Origin of the sequence: Parabacteroides goldsteinii, assembly GCF_020091425.1 — a bacterium.
GTDB classification, from domain to species: domain Bacteria; phylum Bacteroidota; class Bacteroidia; order Bacteroidales; family Tannerellaceae; genus Parabacteroides; species Parabacteroides goldsteinii.
Window position 1 is genome coordinate 1,136,553 of record NZ_CP081906.1, and the last position, 18,119, is coordinate 1,154,671.

Sequence of the window (18,119 nt, forward strand, 5' to 3'; positions counted from 1 at the left end):
ACACATTATTTTTCAAATGCAAGCATTTTTTCAGTAGAAAGTGATAAAATAGTGGAAAGTTGATAGGAAAAGAGGGTATGATGATTACTATTGTTTATTTATTTTGCCCTTTTTCACCTGCCGTAACCAGAACACCGGGAGCAGACAAAGCAAGGTGACGATGAATGCGATATAGAAATCATCGTTGATGCCGCCTATGTATGCTTCTAGTTCGAGACGTTTGATTATTAGCTGTTCGGCGAGTGATTTGGCTGTCTCTTCGGTGGTGCCGGTTGTCTGTAAGGCGAAGAAACTCAGTTTATCTATTGTCTGGTGATATATCTCACCAGTATAATTTAATGCTTCGCTGTAGCGTTGGGTATGGTAACTGGTGCGTTGGGTAAGCATATGGCTGAAGATGGCGACACCGAAACTGCCGCCCATTTGGCGGACGATATTGGTGATACTCGATGCTTGTGCCATTTGTACGACACTGATACGGGCTAATGATAAAGTTAATAATGGGGTGAAAAGTATTCCCATGCCGATGCCGCGAAGATAGAGGCTCATCATGATATACCATTTTTCGGTCAGGAAGGAGAGGAAGATGTTGAGATAGAAACTGAGTGCCATCAGGATCAGTCCGCCTGCAATCAGTATTTTAGGGTTTATCTTCTGCCCCAATGCTCCGGCAGTGGGAGAACAAAATCCCTGGATGATTCCTACGGGAATAAAGAACATGCCGGCCTGGAGGGCTGAATATCCCAGATTGTTCTGCAAATAAAGGGGGATCAGGAAAGTGCTTCCGAACATGCCGACCCCGAAGATGAACATCATCACGTTTGCCAGGGTGAAATTGCGGTCTTTGAATATACGCAGGTTGATTAACGGATGCTTCACCGTCAGTTCGATATAAATAAAGAGTATGAACATAAGTGCGGAAATCCACATCGAGCCTAATACGACAGGACTGTTCCAGCCTTGTGTGTTGGTAGACGAATTGACTTCCGATAACCCGTACATGAACAGAGGCAGGAAGATGCCGGAAGTGATGAATCCCGGAATATCGAAAGGCTGTACTGTCTCCGCCTTATATTCTTTTTGCAGGATGGCTGTTACAAAGAGAGCGAGAGCCCCGACCGGTACATTTACATAAAATATATAGTTCCAGTTCAGATTGTCGACCAGATAACCGCCGATGGAAGGACCGAACGAGACGGATGCTGCCGAAGCGATGGCCCAGAAACCGAGTGCCGTTCCCCGCTGCTCCGGAGGAAAAACATTGCTGACAATCGCCATTCCGACAGGCATGATTGCTCCGCATCCAAGGCCTTCGATTACACGCCAGAAAATAAGTTCTTCGATCGAGGTGGAGTTTCCGCACATGAACGAACCGAAAGTAAATACCAATAAAGAAAGGAAATAAATCCGTTTGTATCCGAACCGGTCGGACAGCCAGGCGGCTGCGGGAAGGATGCTCGCAATAGCCAGCATATATCCTGTCAGAACCCATTCGGCAGTGTTGATACTGGCACCGAGCGTCCCCATGATAGCCGGAAGTCCGGTGTTCACGACGGTGGAGTCGAGCACGGCCATAAATGTCCCGATCATGATGTTGCCCAACACCAGCCATTTGTAGGCATTATCATTTGTATTTCCGTTCTTACCCATTATTGCTTCTTGATAATCTTAACGGTTGCAGACATGCCTGATACCAGTTTCGGCATCCGGGTATTTTCTTTTCCTTTTTTTACCTGGTCGACGGAGACTTTTATCGGGATGCGCTGGGCAACTTTGGTATAATTGCCGGAAGCATTATTAGGAGGGATCAATGAAAACTCCGAAGCTGTGTTTGTACCTATATAGAATATCTTTCCGGAAAAGGTGAGTCCGGGGTAGGCGTCCAGCGTGAAATCGGCTTTCTGTCCGAGGCGGAGCGTCCGGAACTTGGTCTCCTCCAGATAAACGGCTACCCAAAGGTCTTTCCCTTCATTGATTGTAAAGAGTGTCTGCCCGGGCTGAACCATGTCACCCGGAAGCGACCACCGTTTGGCAATCACGCCGTCGACCGGAGCTGTGATGCGATAATATCCCAATGAAACACGGGTGGATTCTATCGCTGCATCAGCTGAGGCGATTGCAGCTTCACCGGATGTGATCTGTGCCCGTGAGACCTTGATCTGATCTTTGGCTACTTCTACTTTTATGCCTGTACTTTTCCAGGAGTCTTCCGCATCCTGGAATGTTTCCTGCGAAACGGCATTGGTGCTGTATAGTTTTTTGTCGCGTTGGTAGTTCACTTCTGCCTGATGGTAAGCGATTTCTGCCAGTTGGAGGTTCTTGATGGCAGTGTTGAGATTCTCTTTTTCCAGTTTCAGGTTGGCTATCGTCTGTTCACGGCGGGCAATGGTTTCCTGTAACTCTGCAACGATACCACTGCTGTCAAGTTCGGCAAGGAGCATGCCGGCTTTGACCGTATCGCCTTCCCAGGCATATTGCCTGACCATCGGTCCCATGACCTGTGATGCGACGCTTACCCGGTAACTGTCAAGGTTGGCGTCATCAGTCGAAATATATTTGCGATAGTTCCACCACCATAGAAAGGCGATAATGACGGCGATAACCAATATGGCAATAAGCCATATCATACTTTTGTTGGGTGTTTTGTTAGAAGTACTTACACTATCCATAGTTGTGACGTATATTTTTCTGCTTAAAACAAATAAAATATATAAAGGTTCTGGCTATAAAGGTGATTAACAAGTTTGTACAAAAGCTTTTTCAACGGCTTTCCTTTTCCAAATCTGCCCGGCTCTTACTTTGAGTAACCAGATAAACCCCGGTAAAAACAAGGACTGCCGATAATACTTTTTGTAAAGAGAATGTGTCTTGCCCGATCATGACCGCAATCAGTGAAGCGATAATCGGTTGTATATAATTATACATGCTCACCGTTGTCGGACGGATGCGTTTCAGCGACATAGGTATTAATAAATAAGGAATGAATGTCGCACCGATCAGTACGAAACTGATGGCTCCAAGCTCTTGCATATTGAGTGTTTCCCGCTGGAAAGCAGGGGTATCGAGAACATGTCGATAAGTAAAAGGCAATAATACCAACGTGGAAAAAAGAAACATCCATTTCATCATCGTTACCGCTGAATAACGTAAACTCAACGGTTTGGATAAAACGAGGTAGATGGAATATACGAAAGCACTGACGATGATCATCAGATTACCTTCCAGACTGCTGGCTTGCCCCGTAGCATGTGTGGATGCCAAGATCAAAGAAATCCCCCCGGTGCATCCCATCAATACGCCGAAGGCTTTCATCTTGGTGATCGGCTCTTTCAGGATAACGGCTGCCAGTAGCATGACGAAGATAGGGACGCCTGTTGCGATGATGGAAGCATCTACCGGCGAGGTCCGGTTCAACCCTACAATAAATAGTCCCTGATTGATGCCTACCCCGCACATGGCGCAGATAAAAAGCAGTCCCAGGTCTTTTATCGTCACCTTTTCCCGTTTGATAAATAACGAAGTTAACCAAAACAACAGGCAGGCAGATCCCATCCGCATGATGGTAAGCGCCTCGGGTTGCACATGGGAAGGTAACAGATATTTGGATATGGGCATATTGATAGCAAACAATATATTTGTTATCAAAATCAGTATATGGCCCTTTAGTTTTTCTGAGTTCATCGTCTTGCTGCTTTACTGAACGCAAATGTAATCATAATACTTACACAGCCATTATTATTGGACATACATATGTAAAACAAGCCAGTTTTTAAATTATGTGGCTATATGTTTTTTTATCTTATCAAGGAAATTGATAAAACCGGGAATACATAAGTAAAACAATAGGGTTGGCCGGATAATGCAAATACCACAAGTTACAGTACACCGCAGCCGGCCATGGAAACAGGTTGCCCGCAATCCAAATATGGTGCCCGTTGCATCAAAGACCTCCCTGCCAAGTAAAATAAACGGCAATACATAGCAGCGGAACCGAAGATTTGAATATCTTTGTTTCTGCTGACTGTTTTTTAGCAGTAGCATACTATTATTAATATTTAAACTTAAATCAGAATGGCAGTTTACGAATTTTTCTGGAAGATCTGGCTACGGCTCAATCTTCTTACCAAAGATGTGGATAACGACTATACAGCCGAAGTTTCCACCATGAAAAACACCTTTCGCAACGAAGACATCGCCCGTGCCATCGTTGTGGAAGGCAGTGAAATCAAATTCGACACCATGTTGTCGATCATCAATCAACACGACCGTATTATCCGCGAAAAGGTACAGCAAGGCTACAGCGTACTGACCGAAACCTGCCAGTTCACTCCCCGCGTCGCTGGCAGCTGGATCACGGCAAAAGACCAGTTCGACCCGGCCCGCCATAAAATAACGCTCGACATAACGCTTTCCAGCCAGATGCGCGAAGCGTTGACAAAAGTCGGCGTCGAAGTGCTGGGCGTAAAAGACAGCGGAGCCGGTATCAACCGCGTTACCGACGGTGCGACAGGCGCAGTAGACAGCACGATCACTATCGGCGACACGATCGATATCGAAGGAGATAAAGTTCGCATAGCCGGTGATGCGGAAGGAGTAGGCGTTTTCTTTATCGACGTTTCCGGCGCCGTTACACAGGCCACCGGACGCCTGCGCCGCAACGATCCGAAATTCGTACAGATACAGGTTCCCGCCACCCTGTCGAAAGGCACGCAATATACGTTGCGCATTGTGACACAGTACACTACGGGTACCGGCCTGCTGAAAGAACCCCGTACCATCGAATTCGAACGCCCGCTTACTACTTCCGGCGACGGGGGAGGCGGCGACAGGCCCGAAATAGAATAGCGTCCTCTCTTTATGAGAAAATTTGCACAAAGGCTTTGTGGCGCCCGTCACAAGGCCTTTGTGCTGTACGTCACAAGATCGTTGTGACGGGCGTCAAAAGGGCGTTGTGCAAGGCGTCACAACGACCTTGTGAAAAAAAGCAACTCCCGCAGGCGAAACCAAAGAGGTAACAAGCGCACAGTAGGGTTTGGTGATGCCGTATTATTTTATAATTTTGTGAGACTTAAAAAAGATTCTGAAATCAAAGAGGAATATGATTACTAAAGAAGAATTGCAACAATTGTTGATGAGTACCGAAACTTTTCGGGTGGAGCGGACTGTGTCAACAAACAATATGGATAAATTCTGCGAAGCTATTTGCGCTTTCTCCAATGATATCCCTGATTCCAGGCAAAATGGTTATCTCATTCTTGGAGCGAATGATGATGGTTCTTTATCAGGGCTCAAAGTAGACGATGCTTTATTAAAGAAGATTGCTGCTATTCGTTCTGATGGAAATATATTACCGTTGCCTGTGATGAATGTAGATCGTTTCGAATTTCCCGGAGGCGACTTGTTGGTCGCTGAAGTGCAGCCTTCTTTTTTTCCGCCTGTCAGATACCGTGGCAGGACATTTATCAGGATCGGCCCCCGGAAAGATATAGCCTCTGAAGCCGAGGAACGTATATTGACAGAAAGACGTACTGCCAATATGGCGACTTTTGATATTACACCTTGTATTCAGGCTTCCATAGAGGATATTCTTGTTGATAAAATAAAGCAAGACTATCTTCCCAAAGCCATAGATGCAGAAATTCTGGCTTCAGACACAAGAGATATTAAAGAGCAGATGGCTTCTTTATGCCTCTATGATATAGAACATGATTGTCCGACCTATGCGGCTATCGTATTGTTTGGTAAAACTCCGAAACGTTTTTTGCCGGGTGATTATATTCAATTTGTCAAGTTTAAAGGACTGGATAAAGCGGCTGAAATAGAGGATGAACGAGCTTTCAATAAATGTTTTGCCGAGTTGTTGCCGCAGTTGGATGTTTTTATTGAATACTCCATAGTAAAGAAGCGTCCGGTTCCGGTGTCTGTACTTAGGGAGAAAATGGTGTCGAACTATCCTTACTGGGCTATTCGTGAATTGATGATGAATGCTCTGATGCACCGGGACTTTCAAACGAATATGCCGGTGAGATTATACCAGTATAATGATAGGATTGAAATAATGAACCCAGGAGGCTTGTATGGCAAGGCGCGCCCGGAAAACTTTCCGACGGTAAATGACTATCGTAATCCGATTATTTCTGAAGCAATGAAAGTAATGGGGTATGTCAATAAGTTTAATCGTGGAATAGATCGTGTACAGCGTATGTTATTGGATAATGGCAGTCCGCAAGCACAGTTTGATGTAAATAAATTAACAGTGTTTGAAGTTGTAGTTAATGAATGTAAGGCTGCAAATTCGGAAACGACCGAACAGGTAACCATACCAGTAACCGTACCAGTAACCGTACCACTAACTATGCCTGTGGAAGAACTGTTAGGAGTGTTTCAAGGTGAAATGTCTAGAACGGAACTGATGAATATTCTTAATTTAAAAAATAAAGCTCACTTTAAAACCGAATATATTCGAAAGGCACTAGAATTAGGCGTTATTGAAATGACACAACCGGATAGTCCGAATAGCCCGACACAGAAATATCGGCTTACAGAGAAAGGTAAATTATTAGTAAAATAACAAACATAGAGAAATAGATATGAAACCAACCCGTATAATCGAGATATGTGCCAACTCGGCACAAAGTTGTGTAGAGGCCGAAGCCGGAGGAGCTAAGCGTGTGGAACTTTGTGCCGGTATCCCTGAAGGGGGAACGACTCCCAGTTATGGTGAGATTAAAACAGCGCAGGCATTGACTTCTACCATTGATATAAATGTCATTATCCGTCCGCGTGGCGGCGATTTTCTGTATACTCCGGCGGAGATAGATGCTATGCTGCTGGATATTGAATTATGTAAACAACTGAAAGTACACGGCGTCGTTTTCGGATGCCTCACTAAAGAGGGAGATATGGATGTTCCGTTGATGCGCAGACTGATGGAGGCTGCCAAACCGTTGTCGGTAACCTGCCACCGGGCATTTGATGTCTGCCGTGACCCGTTTGCGGCACTGGAACAACTGATTGAACTCGGATGCGACCGTATCCTGACTTCCGGCCAGCAATCGGATGCCGTTAAAGGTATTCCTCTGATTGCCGAATTGGTGAGGCGTGCTGACGGACGCATCATTATCATGCCGGGATGCGGTGTCCGTGAAAGCAATATCGCGAAACTCGAAGCGGAAACAGGAGCGAAGGAGTTTCATACTTCCGCCCGTAGCATCGTTTACAGTAAAATGGAGTACCGGAATGAAAATGTGCCGATGGGAAGCAGTATTGTCTCTTCGGAGTTTGAAACGGTAGAAACCGACCGGAATAAAGTGGCTGCTTATTTGTAACTGATGAGATGAAATACCGATTGTCCTTTGTTGCCTTGTTGTTGTCTTGTGCCCTGGGTAAGGCGCAACAAGATTCTATTGTCCCTTTTGAAGCGGCATACAAACGTGTTTATAATATAACGAAAGTGACAGGGGCGAAGCCGGTTATGGATGGGCGCCTGGATGAAGATTTCTGGACGAAGCAGGGCGAGTGGTCCGACCGTTTTGTTCAGATTATTCCTTATGAACGGCAAATGCCGGATGCGCCTACCCGTGTGAAACTATTCTATGACAATAAGTATATCTATGTCGGTGTCTATTGTAAGGAAAGCCATCCGGAAAAGATGAACCGCTTTATCGGCAACCGCGACGATAACAGCATGGGCGACCTTATCAGTGTTGCCTTTGATACGTATCATGATTACCGGGCCGCTCCGGAGTTTAATATCAATCTGGGGGGAAACAAGACTGACCTGGTCGTGACCGATAAGCTGAATGTCAATTTAAGCTGGAATGCCGTATGGGAAGGAAAGACCTATATCGACATGGCCGATTCCTGTTGGACGGCGGAATTGCGTATCCCGTTCAGCCAATTACGATATAACCAGCATTCCGGTGATGGCATCTGGGGACTTCATGTCCGCCGTATCAGACGTCAGAATAATGAGGTTCAGAACTGGAGCATGATTCCTCTGAAGAATAACGGACATGTCTTTTCTTTCGGAGAGATGCACGGGATGGACGATTTGCCGAAACCTCGTGGCATTGAATTTCTTCCGTATGTGATGGGAAAATACCGGAATGAACCGAAGGTTGCCGGAAGTCCTTATCAGAAAGGACATAGCTGGGGTGGAAATGTCGGCCTGGATGCGAAGTTCGCCCTTTCGGATTTTACGCTGGACCTGACGGTCAATCCGGACTACGGTCAGGTGGAGCTGGACCCTTCGGTAATGAATCTTACGGCTTACGAAACATTTTATGACGAGAAACGTCCTTTCTTCCTGGAGGGAAAACATATCCTTGATTTTGCCAATGGCAGTGACATGATGTTTTATACCCGTCGTATCGGTGCCGCTCCCTCATATACTCCACAGGGAATCGACAATATCAACAGTTTTGCAGACAGCAAAGACAATGTTCCTATCATCGGTGCCCTGAAGCTGACCGGGACAAACAGACGCGGAGTGACAGTAGGCGTGGTGCAGAGCGTAACGGCTCGTTCTTCCGCCAACGTGACCCGTAACGGGGTTGAAGATGTTGAAGTCGTGGAGCCGCTGACAAATTATACAGTAGCCCGCGTACAGAAAAACTGGAAAGGAAATAGCCTGCTTGGAGGAATGGTCACATCCGTCAACCGGGCATTGGACCAGCCTTATCTGGAAGATTTTATGGTTCGTAACGCTTTTACGGCAGGAATAGATTTTACCCAGTATTTCAAGAACCGTCTTTATTATATAGATGTAAAGGGAATGGTCAGTTCCCTGAACGGAAGCAAAGAGGCGATAGTTGTCCGGCAAACCAGTCCGGTTCATTATTATCAGCGTGCATCGGCATCCGGTTATCTGGGAGTGGACCCTGATCGTCGTTCTCTGAACGGAACCGGTGGTTATGTGAAAGTCGGACGGAAGGGAAATGCCAAGTGGGCTTTCTCGGAAACTTTTAGCTGGTCGTCTCCCGGTTTCGACTTGAATGACATGGGGTATATGAAAGAAGCGGATAACCGGACGAATGAAACGGAAGTGGTGTACCGCCAAACGGATATCTGGAAGTTATTCCGTTATAATGCCTTTACGCTTACCCAGAAAAACCAGTGGGATTATGGGGGAACTCCTTTCAGCAACGATGTCGCTCTTCGCTGGCAGAGTATGACAATGAGCCGTTATGAAATGGATATGAAGGAAACTTTCGTCTGGAACCGGTTGGATAGCCGTTTGCTTCGCGGAGGCTGGGATATGCGGTTGAATCCTTATTTCCAGACTTCGGTTAAAGTGAATACGGATAAGGCAAAGCGGATGATGTTCATGTTGAAATATGAAGGAAATCATAATCTGGACGGGTATAACCGTTTTAATACATTGTCGCCCAGCCTGACTTTCCGTTTGGGAAATCATGTGTATTTGTCTGGGCAGGTGGATTATGCCTGGAATACGGACAATATGCAGTATGTCGGAACATTAACGGCATCGGCATCTCCCGCCCAGACAGACCCTTCGCTTATCTATCTGATGGGGCACATGGACCAGAAAACGTATGGCCTGACAATGCGTTTGCAGGTCAATCTCACTCCGGATATCTCCATACAGTTCTATGGTTCCCCGTTTACCTCGACCGCGAAGTTCTCTGATTTTAAAGAGGCCGCGGATACGGAATCCCGTACATATGACAAACGTTTCCATGTCTTTTCCGGAGATGAAATCGGTTATTCGGACGGAAGCTATCATCTAAAAAGTGGGGGACGGGAAGCATCCTTCAGGAATCCGGACTTTAGTTTTAATGAGTTCCGTTCCAACCTGGTGGCCCGTTGGGAATATTTGCCGGGTTCTACGATCTATTTTGTCTGGGAACATCGCATGTCCAACCAGGACAACCACCGGGTGACAGGCTGGGGGAATAACCTGGACCGTATGTTCGGCCTTCCGGCAACGAATACTTTTATGCTGAAGATGAATTACTGGTTCAATTTGTAACCGGATTACTTCTGCCATATAGATATATATACTATCTTTACGAAACAAAAAATAAGACATCATGGAAGAAGAAGCACCAAGAAGACTTTATCGTTCGAATAATGGAATGATTGCCGGAGTATGCGGCGGTATTGCGGATTACTTTGGTTGGGACCCGACGCTGGTACGTGTCGGCTATATACTGTTGAGTATATTTACTGTGTTTTCCGGGGTTATAGCTTATTTGATACTCTGGATAGTTATACCTAAAAAAGGACTATACGAATAATGAATTTTGAGTTATCATCACCATTCAGCCCAACGGGAGATCAGCCGGAAGCAATAGCGGCTCTTTCGGAGGGCATTCAGAGTGGTGTGCCTTTCCAGACGCTCCTCGGAGTAACAGGTTCGGGAAAGACGTTTACTATTGCCAATGTGATTAAGGAGGTACAACGTCCTACTTTAATATTAAGTCATAACAAAACGCTGGCTGCGCAGTTGTATAGCGAGTTCAAAGCCTTTTTTCCGAATAATGCCGTAGAATATTTCGTTTCCTATTACGATTATTATCAGCCGGAGGCTTATCTGCCTACTACGGATACCTATATCGAGAAGGATTTGCAGATTAATGAAGAGATAGATAAACTCCGTCTTCGTACGACAGCTTCTTTGTTGTCGGGGAGAAGGGATGTGATTGTTGTTTCTTCCGTATCCTGCCTGTATGGTATGGCCGATCCGACGGCGTTTGCCGAAAAGGTGACCCATCTGGAAAAAGGAATGCAGATTGACCGCGACAAGTTGTTACGCCGCTTTGTCGATGCTTTATATGTAAACAATAAGTTAGAGTTTAACAGTGGATGTTTCCGGGTAAACGGAGATACGGTCGATATATTTCCGGCAATCGAATCGTTTGACGGAGTGGCTTACCGTATCGAGTTCTGGGGCGATGAAATAGACCGTCTGTCTTCTTTCGACCCGAAGACCGGACAGGAGATTGACGAGCAGGATGAACTGAATATTTATCCGACCAATTTATTTGTCACCACCCAGGAACGTATAAATATGGCTATCGGCCAGATCGATGTCGACCTCGGTACGCAGGTGAATTTCCTGAAAGAGATTGGCAAGCATTATGAGGCGAAGCGTTTGTATGAACGTGTAACCTTCGACCTGGAGATGATTCGCGAGTTGGGACATTGCTCGGGTATAGAAAACTATTCCCGTTATTTTGACGGCCGGATGGCCGGTGAACGTCCTTACTGCCTGCTCGATTATTTCCCGAAAGATTTTATGTTGGTAGTCGATGAAAGCCATGTCACGATCCCACAGATACGGGCCATGTACGGGGGAGATTATTCCCGTAAAAAGAACCTGGTAGAATATGGTTTCCGTCTGCCGGCGGCGATGGATAATCGTCCGCTAATGTTTGATGAATTTGAATCGATGACCCCGTTAGCTATTTATGTCAGTGCGACTCCGGCCGATTACGAACTGGAGAAGAGCGAGGGGATTGTTGTCGACCAGGTGATTCGTCCGACCGGATTGCTCGATCCGGTTATCGAGGTTCGTCCGACATTGAATCAGATCGATGACCTGATGGAAGAGATAACGCAGCGTTCGGCTAAAGATGAACGTGTCCTGGTCACGACGCTGACTAAACGTATGGCGGAAGAGTTGACCGCTTATCTGACCCGGATGGGAATACGTTGTAATTATATCCATAGTGATGTGGATACTCTGGAACGTATCCAGATTATGGATGATTTGCGGAAAGGTTTGTTTGATGTGCTGATTGGGGTAAACTTGCTTCGTGAGGGACTGGATTTACCGGAAGTCTCTCTGGTGGCTATTCTGGATGCAGACAAAGAAGGCTTCCTTCGTTCTCACCGTTCCCTGACGCAGACTGCCGGACGTGCTGCCCGTAATGTGAATGGAAAGGTTATTTTCTATGCAGATAAGATAACCGCCAGTATGCAACTGACAATGGACGAAACGACCCGTCGCAGAGAAAAGCAGCTTGCCTATAACGAAAAGCATGGCATTACTCCCCGGCAGGTTGTCAAGACCAGCGTCTCTCTTCTGGGTGAGAAACAGCCGGCTACAGCCGAACCGTATGCTTATGTCGAACCGGAACCAAGTCTGGTTGCCGATCCTGTTGTTAAGTATATGACTCGTCCGCAGCTGGAAAAAGCAATCGAACGTACCAAAAAGCAAATGACGGAAGCTGCCAAGAAGTTAGACTTTATTGAGGCCGCTCAGTTCAGGGACGAGTTGATTAAGTTGGAGGAATTGTTGAAAACGAAAGTGCAACCTTGATCTTTTGGTTACTTTTCTATCAAGAGAAAAGTAATATTCAAATCTGATAAATATTGAATTTATGAAAACGATTTTCTTGACATTCTTAGTCTGTTTAATTTGTTTCTGTGGGCAAGCGGCGGATAAGGTTTCTTATACAGAGGCTGACCGGGTTGTCTTTGACCAGTATGTTTCAGAGATGAAAGCAAATAAATCTTTGCCCACCGGTGAATTGATGGTTAAAACGGCACGTTTCTTTTTAGGCACTCCTTATGTGGCTGCAACATTAGAGATGGAGCCGGAAAGGTTGGTTGTCAACCTGCGTGAGATGGATTGCATGACATTGGTGGAGAATGTAGTTGCCCTGACACGGACAATTCAAAGTGAGAACCCTTCGTTTGAAACCTTTTGTAAGAATTTACAGGCACTTCGTTACCGGAATGGAGAGATTCATGACTATACCGATCGCTTGCATTATACCACCGACTGGATTTTCGAGAACCAGCGCAAAGGAATAGTGGAGGATGTTACTTCAGCGGCCGGAGGCATCTCCCTGCCGGTGAATGTCTCTTTTATGTCGACGCATCCCGATAGTTATAAGCCATTGAAAGAAAATCCGGAATTGACAGCCCGGATTGCCGCGAAAGAGAAAGAGATCAACGCCCGTCCTTATTATTATATACCGGAAACCGAGATAAACCGGAACGCAACAGGCATAAAAGACGGAGATATCGTTTGTTTTGTCACAACAATCAAAGGTCTGGATATATCTCATGTCGGTGTCGTTTGCCGGGTAGGGGATAAACTGACTTTTATCCATGCCTCTACTACGCAAAAGAAAGTGATAGTCAACGAAGCTCCTTTACAGGAATATGTGGAAAGTATCAAGCGTAACAGCGGTATAATGATCGTTCGCCCACAAATGTCCTATTAAAATAGTTCGAAGGCAAACTTGAGGCCGATATTCTGGTATTTCCATCTATCGAATCCGGCAAAGGCGGCAACATTGAAAATATGGTTACCGAAACCATATCCTACCTCTGTGTAACTCGGCAAAACGGGTGTCCACAGTTGACTGAAATAAAAGCGTTCAGACAGAATGTACTTAGATGTTTTCTTCTTGAAAAGTTGTGACAGGATGAAGGGACTTTCGTACATAATATGTCCTTGCACATATTTGTCGGATGCATTGAACCAGAAACTCCTTAGTTGGTTGAAGACTCCTCCGAATTCATCTCCCCACGATTCAGGGAACTGGCGGCGTGAGAAATAACGGAAATCGGCAAAGTAAATAGATTTGGGATTCAGGTAAATGCCTCCGCTGATGTGATAATTGAGTTTTCTGGACAAACCGAGTGCGATGCTTTGGTGAATATCCGCTTCGATTCGTCCGTAATCACCGGAACTTTTACCTACTCCGGGGATTGCACGGGCAAATTCGACTGAAATGGTCGGATAATAGGAATACAGATATTCTTTGCGATATCCGTCCATCCAGTAATACTGGCGCGGCGTATAGGAAAAGCCGACGACGGGAGTAAAGTCATGATAGTTATCATTGATGATTTCTTCTATCCCTTCTCCGGGATTTGAAATATCACTTTTCTTTTTTACCGGTATCCGGCGGTGGTAGGAAACGCCGGTCCATAGTTGGAATCCGTTGAACAGTTCGATGTTGTTGCGTATTTCAGCATAGTAGTGTTTGAAATATTCCAGATTTAGGTCATCGAAATTAAATGTAGAGTCTTTCAACTGCTCGTTTATCTCTTTCATAATGGCTGAAGAATAACTCTGGTTACCATTACCGATCGAGAGGCTCAATATGCCTTTTTTCTCCGGCAGATATTCCCAGTCTCCGGACACGGTGAAAAAGATTTCTTTCCGCTTAAATACAAAACCGACGTCCGGACGGAAACGGAGCTGGCGATCTTTGTCGAAAGTTTTGCTGATGCGCAGACGTTGCCTGTACGTTATTCCGTTATGCCCTGAATATCCCAGTTGGAACGGGTTGAATATTCCCGAATATTTGAGGCGGGTCGTTTTATAGTCCATGCTGATGGTATTCGTGAACTTTTCTGTCAGTTTCAGGTATTTGGTGATATTCGCAGAATCTATTTTCTGTTCATTCGTATTGTTGGCGACATGATATAACTTCTCTTCTTCTTTTGTCAAAGGAATATCGCGTTTTTTGTTCCAGAATGTCGTGTCTGAAATGATGGGAACCGTATCTGAGGATAATTTATAATATCCGGTCAGGTCCAGTGATCTTTTTCTTTGCGTTTCGTTATCTTCTTCCACCCATTCCACCGCTTTGTATTTGAAAGAAGAATGGTAGCTGGTGGCAATGGCATTCCCCAGGACATGGTAGCGCAGATACAGGCTGGCTTTATCCGGAAGGATAAAGCGGCGGTAATCGCGTCCGAAAGTCATGATCAGGTTGAATTCTGCAAAATCGAAACGTCCGTTCACATCTATCTTGTCGATGATCCACGATTGGTCTCGGATATACAGGTCGCCGCAGATTAGCTTCTGGCTCCATAATTTGGGCATGAACCGTATCTTATAGATCTTGAGCCCGCTGGTGTCATTGACACTTTCCAGGTCGAATGTATAGAATTTGGAAGCCTGGTTGGTCATAGGAGTGATGATACCTTCATTATATATGGTAGAAGAATAGACATTGAGGTTCAGAAAACTCAATGCTTCCTGCTGTTTCTTGTTGTTGGGGATACTATTTCCGTTTACGGCCTGGAAGTTGTGCAGGAAATTGTTGGGAGCATTGAATTTCGACTCACTTACCATTTCGAAGATCATATCCTTGTTTTTCCTGTCGACCGGGAAGAGATGATGTGCGAAACGTATCAGAAAGTTCTGTTTCAGTATTTCCGTACGCCCTTTTATATATATTTCCGCTTCGTACTTTGAAAGGACATGCTGGTATTTTTCGGCGTTTTTAATTACCTCTTTCATAATGGAATCGGCCTTTACGGACGATTCTGTTTTTTCTTTTAAATCAGGCAACACTTTACTTCTATAAGTGCTTTCCTGTTTGGCGGCAGCATTTATAGTCAATAAAATCAGAGCAAATATCAAAACGTACCTTTTCAACAAAATATCACCCCTTTTGCTACAAACGTAACGAATAAAATTCAAATTAGTAGTAAAAGAAAGTAAAATGTAATTATAAATACAATTTATCGTATTAAACATTTTATTATTTCAAAAGAAAAGTTGTACATTTGTGCTTCATAAGTATGTTATAAAACAGTCGTGGTTAAGCAACAAAAAGAAGAGGTCGATCTATCGGCCAGTTTAGCAGAAGTATGGAGAGTACTGACCGACAAAGAGCGGGAAGTTCTCCGTAATAATTCGACGATCCAGCATTTCAAACGTAACGAGTTGATCTATTGCGAGGGCGACGAACCAAGGGACATGATGTGTTTGCTGAGAGGTAAGGTAAAGATTTTTAAGGAAGGTGTCGGCGGTCGCAGCCAAATCATCCGCATGATCAAACCCGTGCAGTATTTTGGTTACCGTGCTAATTTCGCTCAGGAAAATTACCTGACAAATGCCTCGGCGTTTGAAGCATCTGTTGTTTGTCTGATACCGATGACAATAGTTACGGACTTGCTGATGGGTAATCCTAATCTGGCAATGTTTTTTATTCGTCAGTTATCGTTTGATTTGGGAGTGGCGGATGAACGTACCGTTAATCTTACCCAGAAACATATCCGGGGTCGTCTGGCGGAATCTTTATTATTCCTGAAAGATAGTTACGGTCTGGAAGAAGACGGGGCTACATTGAGTATTTACCTGTCTCGTGAAGATTTGGCAAACTTGTCGAATATGACTACTTCCAATGCTATCCGTACCTTATCGACATTTGTAACTGAGCGTATCATCGCTATCGACGGTAGAAAGATCAAGTTGATAGATGAGGATAAGCTGAGAAAGATAAGTAAGATGGGATAACGAAGATATGACTTTTGAAAACAAAAGAAGGGACTTTCATTTGCGAAGGTCCCTTCTTTTGTTTTCAAAAGTCATGACATTTATTTGATTGCTTCACGGATGCGGACTAAACGTGTCAATAAGCCTTCGAGCAAATCTAATTGTAGCATATTGGCTCCGTCGGATTTCGCTTTGGAAGGTTCCGGATGGGTTTCGATGAAGAGACCGTCGGTGCCGACAGCAATAGCGGCTTTGGCTATTGTTTCTATCAATGCCGGCAGACCGCCTGTTACGCCGGATGTCTGGTTGGGCTGTTGTAATGAGTGGGTTACATCCATGATGACCGGATAGCCGAAATCCTGCATTTGCGGGATGCCCCGGTAATCGACAACCAGGTCTGTATAACCGAATGTAGTTCCCCGCTCGGTGATCATGACGTTGTCATTCCCTGCATCGGCAACCTTTTGTACGGCGAATTGCATGGCTCCGGGAGAAAGGAACTGTCCTTTCTTGATGTTGACGATCTTTCCGGTTTGTGCGGCGGCGACAAGCAGGTCCGTTTGACGGCAAAGGAAAGCCGGGATTTGCAGGACATCTACATATTCGGCAGCCATGGCGGCTTCATGGGTTTCGTGTATATCCGTAACGGTCGGGACGTTGAATGTTTCGCTTACTTTGCGTAAAATCTTTAAGGCTTTCTCATCGCCGATCCCGGTAAATGAATCGAGGCGGGAGCGGTTTGCCTTGCGGTATGAACCTTTGAAGATATATGGAATATTCAGCTTCTCGGTGATGCCGATAACCTTTTCGGCGATACGTAGCGCCATGTCTTCCCCTTCGATCACACAAGGACCCGCCATCAGGAAGAAATTATCTTTATTCTTAAAATCGTTAACTGTTATCATAATTGTTATATATTGTTTTGTTCCAACAACTCCAATGTTTGCCTGATCTTTTCCTCTGTCGGTAACGTGGCATCTATCCAATGGATCGTGCAACCCCGGCGTTCCATTCCGCGGAACCAGGTCATCTGACGTTTGGCAAACTGGTGGATGGCTATCTCTAATTGGGAAATCATTTCTTCGTAAGAAAGTTCACCAATGATGTATAGTGTGAGATATTTATACTCCAATCCGTAATAAATGAGGTCTTCCGGTTTGACGCCGGAGGCAATGATGCCTTTTACCTCGTCTACCATGCCTTCCTCCAGACGGGCACGCAGACGTCTGGATATTTTTTCGCGCCTTAGTTCCCGATCGATGTTTATGCCAATGATCAGGCTGTTGATCGGATCATATTCGTTTGCATCGGGGGCCTCGGTTTTATAATATTCTTCAATCTCGATGGCTCGTATTGCCCTTTGTGCGGAATCTACGTCTGTCTTGTTATGCAATACTTTGTAACCGGCCAGTATTTTTTCCAGTTCTTCCAGCGACTTGCCTTGCAAAGATTCCCTTAGCTTCGGATTTTGGGGAACATCCAGCAGCTTGTATCCTTTCAATACCGCTTCGATATACATGCCGGTTCCACCGCAAAGGATAGGGAGCTTGCCTTTTTCCTGTACGGCCTGGTAAGCACGGAAGAAGTCGTGCTGATATTCGAATACATTATATTTATATCCCGGATCGCAGATATCGATCAGATGATAGGGGATTGCTTTACCGTTCACTGTATAATCGGCGAGGTCTTTCCCGGTACCGATATCCATGCCACGGTAAATCTGGCGTGAATCGGCACTGATGATCTCCGTATCCAGCCGGTCGGCCAGCACTGCGGCAAAAGGCGTTTTGCCGGAAGCGGTCGGGCCTAGTATCGTTATAAGTTGATATGTTTTCATTATGGAGCAAAGATAATAAAAAAAGCCGTCCCCTTTGCGGAGGACGGCTTCCATATACTGATT

General features: G+C 45.3%; 14 protein-coding genes. 8 read left to right on the forward strand and 6 right to left on the reverse strand.

The window, feature by feature from the left end:
• Nucleotides 1-87: 87 nt before the first annotated feature.
• The 3 genes from K6V26_RS05655 to K6V26_RS05665 all read right to left on the reverse strand — a co-directional run bounded on the left by K6V26_RS05655 (nucleotide 88) and on the right by K6V26_RS05665 (nucleotide 3,681).
• Nucleotides 88-1,650, reverse strand: a complete 1,563-nt coding sequence (locus K6V26_RS05655; protein ID WP_007652898.1) for a DHA2 family efflux MFS transporter permease subunit — start codon at nucleotides 1,648-1,650, stop codon at nucleotides 88-90.
• On the reverse strand, nucleotides 1,650-2,627 hold the full coding sequence (locus tag K6V26_RS05660; RefSeq protein ID WP_224264816.1) for an HlyD family secretion protein: 978 nt from the start codon (nucleotides 2,625-2,627) through the stop codon (nucleotides 1,650-1,652). The genes K6V26_RS05655 and K6V26_RS05660 overlap by 1 nt, the downstream gene beginning before the upstream one ends.
• A gap of 133 nt (nucleotides 2,628-2,760) precedes the next feature.
• Nucleotides 2,761-3,681, reverse strand: a complete 921-nt coding sequence (locus K6V26_RS05665) for a DMT family transporter (RefSeq protein ID WP_224264817.1) — start codon at nucleotides 3,679-3,681, stop codon at nucleotides 2,761-2,763.
• A 390-nt stretch (nucleotides 3,682-4,071) separates the two neighbouring features.
• Here K6V26_RS05665 and K6V26_RS05670 point away from each other — a divergent pair, with 390 nt between their 5' ends.
• The 7 genes from K6V26_RS05670 (at nucleotide 4,072) to K6V26_RS05700 (ending at nucleotide 13,202) form a co-directional block, all read left to right on the forward strand.
• Nucleotides 4,072-4,845 (forward strand): DNA-binding domain-containing protein, encoded by a 774-nt coding sequence (locus K6V26_RS05670; protein ID WP_224264818.1) that lies wholly within the window; start codon nucleotides 4,072-4,074, stop codon nucleotides 4,843-4,845.
• A gap of 253 nt (nucleotides 4,846-5,098) precedes the next feature.
• Nucleotides 5,099-6,571 (forward strand): Fic family protein, encoded by a 1,473-nt coding sequence (locus K6V26_RS05675; RefSeq protein WP_010799870.1) that lies wholly within the window; start codon nucleotides 5,099-5,101, stop codon nucleotides 6,569-6,571.
• Nucleotides 6,572-6,590: 19 nt separating this feature from the next.
• Entirely contained in the window at nucleotides 6,591-7,328 is a 738-nt protein-coding gene (locus K6V26_RS05680) for a copper homeostasis protein CutC (protein ID WP_224264819.1), read from the forward strand.
• 8 nt (nucleotides 7,329-7,336) lie between these two features.
• Complete coding sequence (locus K6V26_RS05685) at nucleotides 7,337-9,994, forward strand: DUF5916 domain-containing protein (RefSeq protein ID WP_224264820.1); 2,658 nt, start codon at nucleotides 7,337-7,339, stop codon at nucleotides 9,992-9,994.
• A 61-nt stretch (nucleotides 9,995-10,055) separates the two neighbouring features.
• Nucleotides 10,056-10,262: a PspC domain-containing protein gene (locus K6V26_RS05690; RefSeq protein WP_007652914.1), complete on the forward strand. Its 207-nt coding sequence runs from the start codon at nucleotides 10,056-10,058 to the stop codon at nucleotides 10,260-10,262.
• Nucleotides 10,262-12,289 (forward strand): excinuclease ABC subunit UvrB, encoded by a 2,028-nt coding sequence (gene uvrB / locus K6V26_RS05695; RefSeq protein ID WP_007652915.1) that lies wholly within the window; start codon nucleotides 10,262-10,264, stop codon nucleotides 12,287-12,289. The genes K6V26_RS05690 and uvrB overlap by 1 nt, the downstream gene beginning before the upstream one ends.
• A gap of 61 nt (nucleotides 12,290-12,350) precedes the next feature.
• Entirely contained in the window at nucleotides 12,351-13,202 is an 852-nt protein-coding gene (locus K6V26_RS05700; protein WP_122329250.1) for an N-acetylmuramoyl-L-alanine amidase-like domain-containing protein, read from the forward strand.
• On the opposite strand, the gene K6V26_RS05705 is transcribed toward K6V26_RS05700, so the two are convergent.
• The gene (locus K6V26_RS05705) at nucleotides 13,199-15,478 is read right to left on the reverse strand and encodes a DUF5686 family protein (RefSeq protein WP_224264821.1); all 2,280 of its coding nucleotides are present in this window, start codon (nucleotides 15,476-15,478) and stop codon (nucleotides 13,199-13,201) included. The genes K6V26_RS05700 and K6V26_RS05705 overlap by 4 nt on opposite strands.
• Nucleotides 15,479-15,601: 123 nt before the next feature.
• Between K6V26_RS05705 and K6V26_RS05710 the strand changes: the two genes are divergently transcribed.
• Entirely contained in the window at nucleotides 15,602-16,240 is a 639-nt protein-coding gene (locus tag K6V26_RS05710; RefSeq protein ID WP_154278289.1) for a Crp/Fnr family transcriptional regulator, read from the forward strand.
• Nucleotides 16,241-16,320: 80 nt separating this feature from the next.
• Here K6V26_RS05710 and kdsA read toward each other — a convergent pair whose 3' ends face one another.
• The gene (gene kdsA / locus K6V26_RS05715) at nucleotides 16,321-17,124 is read right to left on the reverse strand and encodes a 3-deoxy-8-phosphooctulonate synthase (protein WP_007652920.1); all 804 of its coding nucleotides are present in this window, start codon (nucleotides 17,122-17,124) and stop codon (nucleotides 16,321-16,323) included.
• A gap of 5 nt (nucleotides 17,125-17,129) precedes the next feature.
• Complete coding sequence (gene miaA / locus K6V26_RS05720) at nucleotides 17,130-18,056, reverse strand: tRNA (adenosine(37)-N6)-dimethylallyltransferase MiaA (protein ID WP_224264822.1); 927 nt, start codon at nucleotides 18,054-18,056, stop codon at nucleotides 17,130-17,132.
• Nucleotides 18,057-18,119 lie beyond the last annotated feature (63 nt).

What these genes read in the sequence shown, in the direction of transcription:
- K6V26_RS05655 (WP_007652898.1), bottom strand. Translation starts at nt 1,650, where the DNA reads ATGGGTAAGAACGGAAATACAAATGATAATGCCTACAAATGGCTGGTG.
- K6V26_RS05660 (WP_224264816.1), bottom strand. Translation starts at nt 2,627, where the DNA reads ATGATATGGCTTATTGCCATATTGGTTATCGCCGTCATTATCGCCTTT.
- K6V26_RS05665 (WP_224264817.1), bottom strand. Translation starts at nt 3,681, where the DNA reads ATGAACTCAGAAAAACTAAAGGGCCATATACTGATTTTGATAACAAAT.
- K6V26_RS05670 (WP_224264818.1), top strand. Translation starts at nt 4,072, where the DNA reads ATGGCAGTTTACGAATTTTTCTGGAAGATCTGGCTACGGCTCAATCTT.
- K6V26_RS05675 (WP_010799870.1), top strand. Translation starts at nt 5,099, where the DNA reads ATGATTACTAAAGAAGAATTGCAACAATTGTTGATGAGTACCGAAACT.
- K6V26_RS05680 (WP_224264819.1), top strand. Translation starts at nt 6,591, where the DNA reads ATGAAACCAACCCGTATAATCGAGATATGTGCCAACTCGGCACAAAGT.
- K6V26_RS05685 (WP_224264820.1), top strand. Translation starts at nt 7,337, where the DNA reads ATGAAATACCGATTGTCCTTTGTTGCCTTGTTGTTGTCTTGTGCCCTG.
- K6V26_RS05690 (WP_007652914.1), top strand. Translation starts at nt 10,056, where the DNA reads ATGGAAGAAGAAGCACCAAGAAGACTTTATCGTTCGAATAATGGAATG.
- uvrB (WP_007652915.1), top strand. Translation starts at nt 10,262, where the DNA reads ATGAATTTTGAGTTATCATCACCATTCAGCCCAACGGGAGATCAGCCG.
- K6V26_RS05700 (WP_122329250.1), top strand. Translation starts at nt 12,351, where the DNA reads ATGAAAACGATTTTCTTGACATTCTTAGTCTGTTTAATTTGTTTCTGT.
- K6V26_RS05705 (WP_224264821.1), bottom strand. Translation starts at nt 15,478, where the DNA reads ATGTTTAATACGATAAATTGTATTTATAATTACATTTTACTTTCTTTT.
- kdsA (WP_007652920.1), bottom strand. Translation starts at nt 17,124, where the DNA reads ATGATAACAGTTAACGATTTTAAGAATAAAGATAATTTCTTCCTGATG.
- miaA (WP_224264822.1), bottom strand. Translation starts at nt 18,056, where the DNA reads ATGAAAACATATCAACTTATAACGATACTAGGCCCGACCGCTTCCGGC.